At 60.7% G+C, this 13,091-nt stretch carries 11 protein-coding genes; all 11 read left to right on the top strand.

Annotation, left to right across the window (positions count from 1 at the left end; translation table 11 throughout):
• Positions 1-154: 154 nt before the first annotated feature.
• On the top strand, positions 155-1,363 hold the full coding sequence (locus tag Q1K49_RS03365) for a DegT/DnrJ/EryC1/StrS family aminotransferase (protein ID WP_300522801.1): 1,209 nt from the start codon (positions 155-157) through the stop codon (positions 1,361-1,363).
• A gap of 86 nt (positions 1,364-1,449) precedes the next feature.
• On the top strand, positions 1,450-2,850 hold the full coding sequence (locus Q1K49_RS03360; RefSeq protein WP_300522800.1) for an ELM1/GtrOC1 family putative glycosyltransferase: 1,401 nt from the start codon (positions 1,450-1,452) through the stop codon (positions 2,848-2,850).
• A 189-nt stretch (positions 2,851-3,039) separates the two neighbouring features.
• A complete protein-coding gene (locus Q1K49_RS03355; RefSeq protein ID WP_300522797.1) occupies positions 3,040-4,152 on the top strand; it encodes a hypothetical protein in 1,113 nt (370 codons plus the stop codon).
• Positions 4,149-5,267, top strand: a complete 1,119-nt coding sequence (locus Q1K49_RS03350; protein WP_300522794.1) for a glycosyltransferase family 4 protein — start codon at positions 4,149-4,151, stop codon at positions 5,265-5,267. The genes Q1K49_RS03355 and Q1K49_RS03350 overlap by 4 nt, the downstream gene beginning before the upstream one ends.
• A 128-nt stretch (positions 5,268-5,395) precedes the next feature.
• Complete coding sequence (locus Q1K49_RS03345; RefSeq protein WP_300522791.1) at positions 5,396-6,367, top strand: glycosyltransferase family 10; 972 nt, start codon at positions 5,396-5,398, stop codon at positions 6,365-6,367.
• A complete protein-coding gene (locus Q1K49_RS03340; RefSeq protein ID WP_300522788.1) occupies positions 6,339-7,244 on the top strand; it encodes a glycosyltransferase family 2 protein in 906 nt (301 codons plus the stop codon). Before Q1K49_RS03345 ends, Q1K49_RS03340 begins: the two co-directional genes overlap by 29 nt.
• 70 nt (positions 7,245-7,314) lie before the next feature.
• On the top strand, positions 7,315-8,091 hold the full coding sequence (gene rfbF / locus Q1K49_RS03335) for a glucose-1-phosphate cytidylyltransferase (RefSeq protein ID WP_300522785.1): 777 nt from the start codon (positions 7,315-7,317) through the stop codon (positions 8,089-8,091).
• Complete coding sequence (gene rfbG, locus Q1K49_RS03330) at positions 8,088-9,254, top strand: CDP-glucose 4,6-dehydratase (RefSeq protein WP_300522782.1); 1,167 nt, start codon at positions 8,088-8,090, stop codon at positions 9,252-9,254. Before rfbF ends, rfbG begins: the two co-directional genes overlap by 4 nt.
• Complete coding sequence (gene rfbH, locus Q1K49_RS03325; RefSeq protein ID WP_300522779.1) at positions 9,251-10,588, top strand: lipopolysaccharide biosynthesis protein RfbH; 1,338 nt, start codon at positions 9,251-9,253, stop codon at positions 10,586-10,588. Before rfbG ends, rfbH begins: the two co-directional genes overlap by 4 nt.
• On the top strand, positions 10,585-11,568 hold the full coding sequence (locus Q1K49_RS03320; RefSeq protein ID WP_300522777.1) for an NAD-dependent epimerase/dehydratase family protein: 984 nt from the start codon (positions 10,585-10,587) through the stop codon (positions 11,566-11,568). The genes rfbH and Q1K49_RS03320 overlap by 4 nt, the downstream gene beginning before the upstream one ends.
• Positions 11,565-13,091: thiamine pyrophosphate-binding protein (locus Q1K49_RS03315; protein ID WP_300522774.1), on the top strand; the 1,527-nt coding region annotated here is incomplete at its 3' end. The genes Q1K49_RS03320 and Q1K49_RS03315, both read left to right, overlap by 4 nt.

Raw genomic sequence — 13,091 nt, 5'->3', positions numbered from 1 at the left:
CGAGTACCCTCAAGGCCCTGAAGGTGGGCATCACGGCGGAACATTTCCCCGAGATGGCCGGAAAGGCCATGGGAGTGGCCCGTCCGATGGAGAACAACCCGCGGCCCATGACCAAGGAGAGCTGCGTGGCACTGTACAAGGAGGCGATGGAATAATGCCGGGCTTTGAACTGTTCGACCAGCGGGAAATTGACGCCGTCGCGGACGTGATCAACCGCAAGATGGTGCACCGCTATTCTTTCGTGAACTGCCGGGACGAGATCTACAAGGTGGAGGAATTCGAGAACGCCGTGGCGGAAAAAGTGGGGGCGAAACATTGCCTTGCCGTGTCCAGCGGCACCGCCTCCCTCTATGTGGCTCTCAAGGCCTGGGGCATCAATCCCGGGGACGAGATCATCACCACGCCCTTCACCTTCATCGCCAGTGTCGAGGCCATTCTCGAGTGCGGTGCAGTTCCCGTCCTCGCCGAGATCGACGAGAGCCTCAACCTCGATCCCACCGTGGTGGAGGAGTTCATCACCGACCGGACCCGGGCCATCATGCCCGTGCACATGTTCGGCGGTGCCGCGGACATGGAGGCCTTCAGAGTCATCACCCAGGAAAACGGACTCGCCCTCTTCGAGGACAGTTGCCAGGCCATGGGCGCCACCTACGGGGGCAAGTGGTGCGGCACCTGCGGCAGCACCTGGGGAACCTACAGCCTCGACCCCTACAAGGTGCTCACCGTGGGCGAGGGCGGCCTCATCGTCACCGACGACGAGGACCTCTACCGGAAGATGGAATACTATCACGACCATGGTCACAAACACGACAAGACCATCGACAGGGGCGCGGAGAAGAAGGCCTGTCTGGGATTCAACTTCCGCATGAGCGAAATACAGGGTGCCCTCGGCCTCGTGCAGCTCTCGAAGCTCGACAGTGCCGTCGAGGCGTTGCGGAAAAACCGGGCTCGCGTGCTCGACGCGGTGGGAAACGTGCACGGTCTGGCGGTACGGCGCAGCGCAGATCCCGAGGGTGAACTCGCCACGCAGCTCGTGTTCCTGCTGCCCACTCCCCAGACGGCCCGCCGTTTCCAGAAGGCCGCGAAAGAGGCGGGCATGGGATGCGGCATTCTTGAGGACAACACGTGGCACTACGCCCGCCACTGGGACACGTTGCGGGACGGTGCGACCTACAGCCGTGTCCGTTGTCCCTACGACTGTCCTCTCACGGAGAGCATGCCCCTCTATCGCCCCAACGAATGGCCCCAGACCCAGGAGATTCTTAGCCGGGCCGCGGTCTTCGGCATCGACATCGTCATGTCCGACGAGAAGATCGAGAGCATGGCCAAGGCCATCGCCGCCGGAGCCCGGGCGGCCCTGTAGCGAACCGGTCCGCACGGAGTGGAGTCCCCCTGCCGTTTCATGTCCCTGTCCTGCGGGGGCTCCACCTTCCGGCGGAGTGCGGCGTCATGAGACACGCCCTCGATGCGATCGTCCTCCTCAGCGACGGCATACGCGGACACCTTCACCAGAGCCGGGGTGTCGCCCACTGGCTTTCCGGTGCGGCGGGAATTCCCGTCTTCGAGATGGAAGTTCCCCGTTTTTCGGGGGGGCGCCGCCTCTGGATCCTCAAGGTGGCTCCGCACTTCTTCGCATGGAGGCGAACTCCCGAGGCCCGAAGGAAGAGCGCCTGCGCCTGGCTTCATCTCGCGGACCGTTTTGTGGGAGGCGAACTCTTTCCCGTGGAGTTCGTGGAGGCGGTTCGCCGCCGCCTGCAAGAAGGCGGTGGCGAAGAGGTCTCTCCGGCCTTGCCGCCTCCGGCGGGACGACCGGCAAAGCGGGTTCTCTTTCTTTCCGCCGGAAGTGCCGCGGCGCCTTTCTGTCTTGCCCTGGCCCGAAGCTGCGAGAGCTTTTTCCCCGGTGCGGAAGGAGTGGCCTGCACGCTCATGACTCCCTCCGGACTGGGGACCGCCCCCTTCGATGCGGCCATCGTTCCTGAACATGATCTTTCGGGTACCCCTACCCGAGCAGATGCGCATGGAAACATTTCGAAGGGCAAGAACGGTCCCTTTCGTTGCGTCACCCTCGGTGCTCCCAACGCGATCGTCCCCGAAAACCTGAAAACGGCGTCGGAGGAGCTTCTGCGCCGTTTTCCGCCGAGCGTTCCGGAATCGCCACGCTGGGGGATCCTCCTCGGTGGTGACGACGGCAATTACAGAGTGTCCGCCTCATGGGTTCGGGACACCCTGGGCGCTGTTTTCGAACGCGCCCGCCGGGAGAACGCGACGCTGTACGTCACCACCTCCCGCCGCACCTCCCCCGAAGCGGAGAACGCGCTGACACAGCTTGCGGAAACATACGCGTCGGCGATCTCCATGCTCCTCCTCGCGTCGAAAGACTCCTGGAACCCCGTCCCGGGCATGCTCGGCGCGGTGCAGCGCGTCTTCTGCACCGAGGATTCGGTTTCCATGGTCTCCGAAGCGGCCACGGCGGGGCATCGGGTCGTGCTTCTCCGGGTGGAGCGGCGCAGAAATCTCGCCGCTGCGGGGAAGGAGCTGTGCAACAGGCTCGCCCGAGTTGGAGTGTGCGCCTCTCCGTCGGGCCCGGCCCGGTTTGATGCGTTTTTCCGGCGGATGGAGGAGAGAGGCTTGCTTGTAGTCTTTCCTTCCGAAAGAGCCTTCCGCGAGGCCTTTTGGCGGAGCGGCGCGGTCGAGACGCCGTTGCCGGCGCCTTCTTTGCGGGCATCCTCTTCCTTGGCGGAGAAGGAGCCTTGCCCGCTGCAGCGAAGGGGCCTGGGCTTCAACGAAGCCCGCCGTGCCGCGGCAGAGCTTCTCGCGTATCTCGCGGAGCGAAAGCCCGACCCTTCATGAGGCTCCCGAGGCGGGCCTTCTGCCCGAGGACGGACCTTCGTCTCCTCTTCCGCGGCGGATTCGATCAGGCAACAAACCGCCTGCACTCGTTGGGGAATTCCGTCCGTGCGGAGCGAAAACGACTCGTGCGCGATCGGGGGAGTCGTCGGCGGCGATCGCCTTCTCGTGCAGAAAGGAAGAGAGAGTGACATGCGCATTCTTTTCTGTTCCGATGCGTTGATCGTCGATGGCGTCACCTCCTTTGTACTCCATCTGGCGACGACGCTCCGAAGAGAGGGACACCGGGTCGCAGTGTTGGGACGCTGGGCCGGAAAGGGCTTTCAATCGCGGCTTCGGGAGCACGATGTGGAAGTCATCCAGTGCCTTTCTCCCACGGTGGGCAATGCCTGGTTCGATCGAAAGGCCGCGGCGTTTTCCCCTGATGTGATCGTTACCGACTCGCGAAGATCCTTTCCGTTGGCGGTGCGGCTCAAGCGTGTCACGGGTGCGAAGGTCTTCACGTTTTTTCTCGATCATCTGGAGAAAACGGACCGGAAGGGGCGGGATGTCCCTTCGCTCGTTGCGGGAAGCGATGCCTGGCTTTCAGCGGAGCCTCCCATTCTGGAGCGCCTTGAGGAAATCCCCACCCCCTTTCCCAAGTTTCTGCTGCGGCGGCCCCTTGTCCATTTGGTGACGCCCACTCCGCTTCGAGCGAGAGAACCGTTCCGGGTCCTCTGCTTCGGTCGGTTGAGCGGCTACAAGTCCGCGGGGCCTTGGGCGCTCATGAATGATGCGGTGGCGTTGAAAAAAGAGATTCCTTCGCTGCAACTCGTTTTTATTGGCGGAGGGTGGAGGAGTGCTCTCTTCCGTTTCGAAGCCCTTCGCATGAATCTGGCTGCGGGTGAACGCTTTATCCGCGTGGTGGGCACCCGGACGGATCCCAATCCCTGGTTCGAAGAGGCGACGCTCGTCTGCGCCGGATCGACCTCTGCGGTGGAGGCCGCCCTGGCCTTCCGTCCCGTGATCGTCTTCACGGGATTCTGGATCGGCCTGCTGACACCGGAAAAACTCGACGCCGCGTTTGCATCCTATTTCGGTGAACGGAGCGGGGCCATTTCGGTGCGGCAACATCCCGAGCTGCTTGCGGCGGAGATTCGGAGAGTTTACGAAGAGTGGGAGCAGGGAAAAATGGAAGAAACGGTGCGAATCGTGCGACAGCAGCTCATGCCTTCGTTCGATGACGCCTCGACTGCGGAGGAGTTCGAGAGAATCTGCCGGATCGTGACGGACGGAGCGAGAGCTTCGGGGGGTATGGCATCGTGAACGTGGTCTTGCTTCTTCCGGAGTTCGAGGAGGGGGGCGTGGAGCGTCACGTGCTCTGGCTCGCTCAGGGTTTGTCCCGACGCGGTCTCGGCGTGACCGTGATTTCCCGGGGGGGAAAGCTGGTGGGGGAACTCCCCGAAAAGGTGACGCATGTCGCTTTGCCCGTACACGCGAAGAACCCCGTCACCGCCGTTACGGCAGCGCTGCGGATCGCCCGTATGGCCCGAAGGGGAGAGTTCCATCTTCTCCACGCACATTCCCGCGTGCCTGCCTTCGTCGCCTGGTGGGCATCGTCCTTGTCCGGAATTCCCTGGATCATGACCTGCCACGCCCGGTATTCAAAAAACGCAGGACTTCTTCCACTCCGTCGGGCGGATGGCGCAATTTGTGTGAGCGAGACCGTTCAGAACCATCTCCAGGGATTGCTGCCGGAAAGGACGGCCGTCATTCCGGGAGGCATCCCTCCCCTTGCGTCTCGTCGGGAAAGAGTTCCCCTGTTACGAGGGGAAGGGCCTTTCTCCAGAGAGATCGGCGCGGAAGGACCGGATCCGGAGCCTTGCGGGGATGTTCCGCGGATGTGTCGTCTGCTCTTCGTCGGGCGCTTGACCCGGGTCAAGGGGATTGCCTTTCTTCTGGACCTCCTGACGAAGGAAGACCTCTCCGGGAGAAGTTGGTTGTTGGACATCGTCGGGGACGGCCCTCTCCGGAACGAGTTGTTCCGTCTCGTCTCCGAAAAGGGGATGGCGACTCGGGTGACCTTTCACGGCTTCCGGGAGGATGTGGAATCCTTCCTCGCCCGGTGCGACTGCCTGCTGTTTCCTTCCCTGGACGAGGGCATGGGGCTCGTCCTCGCCCAGGCGTTGACTGCCGGAATCCCCGTTCTGGCATCGGACCTTCCTGCCGTGAGGGAGCTCGTCGCCGACGCGGATCCTCTTGTCCCTGCGGGAGATGCCGACGCATGGAGTTCGCGCCTGCGCAGGGGATTTGACGAAGGAGTTTTTCCAGTCCTCGCCGCGCGAAGAACGTTTTCCCTGGACGAGATGTGCGACCGTACGGTGACCTTTTATGACACGGTCCTCTCGCCTAGGGAGAAAAGGGAAATCCGCACGGAATAATTGGTTCGGCGGCGGCGAAAGAACACTGTCGGATTCGTCGCGATATGGCGGCACAAATGGCCGTCGGGAATCGGAGCGGAACAGCTCCGGTTTCCGTACCGGTTGTCTTCGCGGAAAGGGATGGAAGCATGGATGTCAAGGTGAGCACGGTCAGCCCCTACTGGGACCACACGTGGCAGTTCCCCGGCAGGAGCGGTCGATGGGGAGATGTGCGCTTCTTCATCGACGATGACTGCGCCGTTTGCGATGCCTGGGTTGTCTACGAAGATCTCGCGGAGATCCAGACGGTTCTCTGCCCTCCGGACCGAATCCTCCTGGTCACGGGAGAGCCCCCCTCCGTCCGATCCTATCCGGAGGAGTTTCTGCGGCAGTTCTCCCGGATTGTGACATGCCATGAGCATCTGCCTCACCGGGCGGTGGTCCTGACTCAGCAGGGGCTTCCCTGGCATATCGGACGCGTTGCGGGTGAAGTGGATTCGTTCTGCGAGGGGTATGACTCCCTGATGGCTGCGTCTCCGAGGAAGGAACGCCTCATTTCCATCATCAGCTCCGACAAGCAGTCCACGGAGGGGCATCGGAGACGGTGGCGTTTCGTCCGGGCTTTCATGAAGGAGTTCGGAGACGTGGCGGATGTTTTCGGAAGAGGATTCGCTCCTGTGGCCTGCAAAAGAGATGCCCTTTTCCCCTACAAATACCACATTGCCATCGAGAACAGCCGAACGCCTCACTACTGGACGGAAAAACTCGCCGATGCCTATTTGGCTGAGACATTCCCCATCTACGACGGTTGTCCCAACATCGGCGACTACTTTCCGTCGGAAAGTTTTTGCTCCATCGACGTGGAGGATATTCCGGGTTCCTGCGCCGCGATTGAGCGTCTTCTCGCGGAGGACCCCTACGAGAAACGGCGGGAAGTGGTGCGACACTGCAAGGAGCTTGTCCTGAACAAGTATAATCTCTTTCCTACGCTGGTGGAACATCTTCATCCCTGGTCCGGGCCGGAAACGGTCGGATCCCGACCTGTCACGCTTCGTCCCCAGCGTGAATTCAAGATCAAAGGGAGGGCGCTGCGTGTGTTGCGAAGCCTCTTTGCTCGATGACGGTCGCCGGGGAAATGCAGGAGATGCGGGAACGTTCGACAGGGTGAGCGGAAGGGATATCACGGTCTGTGTATTGTCCTATAATCGGGGTGTCTTCCTTGAAGAGGCACTTGCGTCTCTGTGTGCCCAGACCTGTGTTCCCGGAGAGATCGTCGTCCTGGACAACGGGAGTGCTTCGGACGTTCGGGAGCGGGTCGAGCCCTTTCTCCGGAGGGGGATTCAGTGGGAGGGGGTCGACACGCCGCAGACGCCTCTGTGGAACTTTCGCAGGGCCTTTGCCCGGACGGAGCGACCGTTTCTCTATGTCATGCACGACGACGACCGTCTGCTTCCCACGTTCCTTGAGCGACAACGGGCGTTTCTTCTCGCCCACCCCGAGATCATCGCCGTGGCGTGCAATGCCCACGAGATCGACGATGCGGGGGCACGAACGGGAAAAACGCTGCATAACCCGAGGCGGCGGCGGGAGGTGGAACTCTTTACTTCCCGGAGTCGGATGGTCGAATTGTACACGCGCACGTATCTTGCGTTTCCGTCTGTTCTCTACCGGACGCCCTTTCCCGCGGAGGTGCCGATGCAGGAGGCATACGGACAGGTGGCGGACGTGGTGTTTCTTTGCGAGCTTGCCCGCCTCGGCGTGTTGGCGTACGTGAATGAGGCTTTGTGGGAATATCGTGTCCATCACGGACAGGATTCGAACCGGTTCAAGCAGGAGTTTCTGCAACGCCTGGACGGCTATTTCCGAGCCGTGGGTGAGGAGGATCCGACGATCCGCAGGCAGGTCCGGACTTACCTGCTGCGTCGCATTCTGTCGCGGAAATGGAAGTCTTTGCGAAGTTCCCTGGGTGCGCTCCTTTCGGATGTGAACCGGGGATGACCAGGGGCCTCGTTTCGGTAAACGAAAGAATCCGAGGCGAAGAGCGAAACTGTGGAAGGTGAGGATACGGATGAAGGTCGTCATTCTCGCGGGTGGTTTCGGCACTCGCATCAGTGAGGAATCCCATCTCCGCCCGAAACCGATGATCGAGATAGGAGAACATCCCATCCTGTGGCATATCATGAAAATCTATTCGTGGTACGGTTTTTCCGATTTCGTGATCTGTCTCGGGTACAAGGGAGAGATGATCAAAGAATACTTCGCGCATTATCTGCTGCGCACATCCGACGTGACCTTTGATTTTTCCGTGGGTGACCAGCCTGTGATTCATTCCCACAGCACGGAGCCCTGGAAGGTGACTCTCGTTAACACGGGGTTGTCCACGATGACCGGGGGGCGCGTGAAGAGGGTCGCTCCATATCTGGAGGGCAAACCTTTCATGCTTACCTATGGAGACGGCGTGGCCGATGTGGATGTGAAAACCCTTCTGGAGTTTCATCGGTCCCACGGAAGGCGTGCGACGGTGACGGCAGCGCAGCCGAGGGGTAAGTTCGGGGCACTCGATATAGAGGCCTCGGGAAAAGTGCTCTCCTTTTCGGAAAAACCCCGGGGGGATGGCGGTTGGGTGAACGGCGGCTTCTTCGTTCTCGAACCGGAGGTTCTCGAGTACATCGAGGATGACACGACCGTGTTCGAGCGTGCTCCTCTCGAACGGCTGGCCCAGGAGAAGCAGCTTGTCGCCTTCCGTCATGAAGGCTTTTGGCAGCCCATGGATGTTCTCCGGGACAAGAAGTACCTGGAGGAACTCTGGCGCAACGGGCAGGCTCCGTGGAAGGTGTGGAAATGACCATGAAAAAGGCGCACGGTGAATTGGGCGAAAAATTCTGGAGTGGGCGAAGGGTTTTTCTCACGGGGCACACTGGGTTCAAGGGAGCATGGCTCTCGAGATGGCTTGCGTTGCTCGGCGCGGAAGTGACGGGATATGCCCTGGCTCCGGAGGCGGCGCCGAATCTTCATGAGTTGTGCCGCAACGGGGAGAAAATGCATTCCATCACGGGAGACGTGCGCGACGCATCCTTTCTTGCGGATGCCCTGAGCGAGGCAGACCCCGATGTGGTGATTCATTTCGCCGCGCAATCCCTGGTTCTTCGGGGTATGGAAGAACCTGTCGAAACCTTCGCCGTGAATGTTCTCGGGACGGTTCACCTTTTGGAGGGGCTTCGTCGCCTGGTTTTTGAGAGACCGGGGAAACGCAGGGCTCTTCTCGTGATCACGTCGGACAAGTGTTATGAAAATCATGAATGGCCCTGGCCCTATCGGGAGAACGATCCCTTGGGAGGCAGGGACCCCTACTCGGCGAGCAAAGCCTGTGCCGAGCACGTTGCAGCGAGCTACCGCGCCACCTATTTCCCGCCGGAGCGGTACGGCGAACACGGAATGGCCATCGCGACGGCCAGGGCGGGGAATGTCATTGGTGGAGGGGACTGGGCGAGGGATCGTCTCGTTCCCGACTGCATGCGTGCTTTCCTGAAGGGTTGTCCCGTTCGACTTCGAAACCCCGGGGGCATTCGCCCTTGGCAGCACGTCCTCGAGCCCCTCTCGGGATATCTTGTTCTGGCGGAGCGTCTTTGCGTGGAAGGTCCTCTCTTCGGAGACGCGTGGAATTTCGGTCCCTTCTCGGAGGAATGCCGCACCACGGCGAGCGTGGTGCGATACCTCTGTGGTGTCTGGGGGGATGGTGTTTCCTACGAGGTGCCCTCCGAAGCCGTGTCGCAAAGCGGTTCGACGCGGAAATTTTTTCATGGACACGAGGCGGTCTCCCTTCGGCTTGACAGCTCCAAAGCCATGGAATGCCTGGGATGGTGTCCTGTGTGGAGAACAGAAGAAGCACTTTCCCGTGTCGTGGCCTGGACGAAGGCCTATCGGGACGGAAGAGACCCGAGAGAACTCTGTGACGAAGAAATCGCCTCCTATACCGCAGCGGTACGTCTTGTCCGGAGGATGGCATGAAGAGTAACGAAGCGATGCTGCGGGAAAAAGTGCTGCATGCCGTCCGGGAATACCACGATGCGGTCCATGCAGTGGCGAAGGAAGATCCTGAAGGTCGCATTCCTTATGCCGGAAGAGTGTACGACGCGGAGGAGATGGTCCGGCTCGTCGATGCGGCCCTCGATTTCTGGCTAACCGCCGGTCGTTACGCCGCATCCTTCGAGGAACGCCTCGCCTCGTTTCTCGGAGTGAAGACGAGTTTGCTCGTGAACTCCGGTTCCTCTGCAAACCTTCTCGCCTTCATGTGCCTCACGTCTCCTTTGCTCGGAGAACGACGGATTTGCCCCGGGGATGAAGTCATCACGGTTGCGGCGGCGTTTCCCACAACCGTGGCACCCATCGTGCAGCACGGAGCGGTTCCCGTTTTCGTGGACGTCTCTCTTCCCACCTACAATCTGGATTGTTCCCGGCTGGAGCAGGCCCTGTCCTCCCGAACGAAGGCGGTCATGGTCGCGCATACGCTGGGGAATCCCTTCGATGTGGCTCAGGTCGTCGCGTTCTGTAGAAAACACGAACTCTGGCTCATCGAGGACAACTGCGACGCCCTGGGATCCCGCTACGTTGCGGACGGTGCTTCCCGGCTGACGGGATCGTTCGGGCATGTGGCGACCTGCAGTTTCTATCCGCCTCACCATATCACGATGGGGGAGGGAGGAGCGGTCTGCACGGATGACCCGTTGTTGCGGAAGATCCTCGCCTCCCTTCGGGATTGGGGCAGGGATTGTACCTGTAGTCCCGGAGAGGACGGACGTTGCGGGCGGCGCTTTTCGGAGAAATGGGGCGATCTTCCCCTTGGCTACGATCATAAATACGTTTACTCCCACTTCGGTTACAACATGAAGGTGACGGATCTCCAGGCCGCCGTGGGCTGTGCCCAACTGGACAAACTTCCCCGTTTCGTCGCGGCCCGAAAGGCGAATTTCGCGGCGCTTCGGGATGCCCTTGCGGATCTGGAGGATATTTTCATTCTCCCCGAGGCGACTTCGGGGGCCGATCCGAGCTGGTTCGGCTTCTTGCTCACGGTGCGTCCCGAATCAGAGGTTTCCAGGGAACACCTCGTCACGTTCCTGGAACAGAAAGGCATCCAGACGCGGATGCTCTTTGCGGGGAACCTGCTGCGCCATCCCTGTTTCGACGAAATGCGGCGGAAAGGTGAAGGATTCCGTGTCGTCGGTTCCCTCAAGAACACCGATCTGATTGCGGAAAACACCTTTTGGGTCGGCGTCTATCCCGGAATGAGCGATTCCATGTTGCGCCGGATGGTTCGGGAAATACGACGCGCCCTTCGGCCATGAGAATTCTCGTCACGGGGGCCTCCGGTTTCGTGGGAAGCTCTCTTGTCCGGAGGTTCCTCTCTCGGGAACATGAAGTTCACGTTGTTCTGCGTCAGAGCTCCTCGCGGCTTCGCCTCGCAGAGTGTCTGCCCCGGCTTGGTGTTCACGAAGCCGACCTGACGGACGAAACGGCGGTGACCCGTGTGGTGTGCGCCGTGCGCCCCGAGGCGGTCTTTCATCTTGCCGCCTACGGAGGACGGCGAAGTGAGAGCGATGTCACCCGCATCCTCGTCTCGAACGTACTCGGATGTGCCACGCTGCTTACAGCCTGTCTCCGCCTGGGTGTGGCGTTGTTCGTCAATACGGGCAGTTCGTCGGAGTATGGACGAATGAGCCGTGCCGCCTGTGAGGAGGACCCGCTCCGGCCTTTGAGCGAATACGGTGTGGCCAAGGCTTCCGCAACGCTTTTGTGCCGGGCGGCGGCGTTCCGGGAGGGTGCGCCCGTGGTGACGGCGAGGCTTTTTTCTCCCTATGGGCCGTGGGATGATCCTTCCCGGTTCGTTCCCTACGTGATCGGTGCGTACCTTCAAGGCAAGAGACCTCTTCTGGGGGATCCGATCTGTGTTCGGGACTACGTGTTCATCGAAGATGTTCTCGACTGTTACGAACTCATCCTGGAAAAGGGAGAATCACTGGGAGGGGAGATCGTCAACGTCGGCAGCGGCAGAGAGGTTTCTCTCGGGGAGGTGGCGGCCTGTATCGCCGCCGAAATCGGAAGCGACCTTGAACCGCAGTGGGGTGTGCACATCCCGTCGTCCCTGGAATCACCGCGCTGGCAGGCGGATCTTTCCAACGTGCGGAAGGTATTGGGATGGACGCCGAAACACGCTCTTGCCGAGGGCATTGCGAAGACGGTCGCCTGGATGCGACAGCATTCCGCAGGTGAAGAGATTTCCGTTGTGGACTTGTCGCAGGAAAAAAGGAGGAGGCTCCCGGAATGAAGGTTTCGGAATACAGTGCGGATTTTCTCGTCGCCCAGGGAGTCGGCCATGTCTTCGAGTTCGTAGGGGGTGCCATTACGCATCTCCTCGACGCACTGTACGGCCGGGAGGATGTCCGTTGCATTTCCGTCCACCACGAGCAGGCCGGGGGCTTTGCCGCCGAGGCGTACGCCAGGATGAACGGTCACCTGGGCGTCGCCATGGCGACGAGCGGTCCCGGAGCACTGAATCTGCTCACGCCTATAGGGAGCTGTTTCTTCGATTCCGTTCCCTGCCTTTTTCTCACCGGGCAGGTGAATACCTACGAATACAAGTTCGACAGTCCCGTGCGTCAAATCGGTTTTCAGGAGACGGACATCGTCTCCGTCGCCAGGCCGCTCACGAAATATGCGAAACTCGTCACCGATCCCGAGACCATTCGGTACGAGCTGGAAAAAGCTGTGGCCATTGCACGGTCGGGGCGTCCCGGCCCTGTGCTTCTCGACCTCCCGATGAACGTCCAGCGGAGTCTCGTGAATCCTCAGGATCTTCCAGGGTATACGGATGATGGAGCGTATTCCGGGGAGGGGTCGGCGATTCCTCGGTGTCGTGCCGAGGAGGCGGAGAAAGCGTTTGCTTTTTTCGCCGCGGCACGGCGCCCCCTGTTTCTTGTGGGAGGCGGTGTTCGTTCCGGGGGGGGCTGTGAAGAACTCGAAGCGTTGGTGCATCACACGGGTGTTCCCGTGGTGACGAGTCTTCTCGGAAGAGACGCCTTCCCCTCGGACCACGAGGCGTTCTTCGGCATGATCGGTGTCTACGGCAACCGCTACGCCAATCTCGCCGCGGCGAACTGTGACACGCTTTTCGTCCTCGGATCCCGTCTGGACACCAGGCAGACGGGGACACGCCCCGAGACATTCGCCCGTGGTGCGCGCATCGTTCACGTGGACATTGATCCGGCTGAACTGGCGCACGCGAGAGAAAGCGTTTTTCGGGGAAGGGAGAACAAGACTCTTTCCCTTCACTGCCATGTTCGCGACTTCTTACGGCTTTTTCTTGAACACCTCCGGAATTCGGAGGCGGGGAGCACTCTGAAAGACGTTGCTTCCGAACGGACCGATTGGCTGAAGACGTTGCAAGGGTACAGAACGCTGTTCCCCTCCGGCCATATGCCGGAGACATTTGCCGGGGGGGAACAGTGTCGCCGTGGCGACGAGAGAGAGGGGGAGACCCTTTTTCCTCTTCCGTTCGCGGATTTCTTCGTGGGGCGCCTTTCCGAGTACTGCCCGGATGATGCCGTCGTCTGCGTGGATGTGGGGCAACATCAGATGTGGGCAGGACAGTCCTTTTCCATCCGCAGGGGGCAGCGCCTGCTTTTTTCCGGAGGCATGGGGGCGATGGGATTCGCTCTTCCCGCCGGAATCGGAGCCGCATTTGCTGCGAAGGCATCCCGGATTGTCGTTCTTGTCGGGGACGGAGGGCTCCAGGTAAACATCCAGGAGCTGGATATTCTGGCATATCATCGTTTGCCCGTAACCGTGGTG

Origin of the sequence: Aminiphilus sp., assembly GCF_029975095.1 — a bacterium.
In the GTDB taxonomy this organism is placed as follows: domain Bacteria; phylum Synergistota; class Synergistia; order Synergistales; family Aminiphilaceae; genus Aminiphilus.
This window is presented reverse-complemented; position numbering and strand designations above follow the sequence as displayed.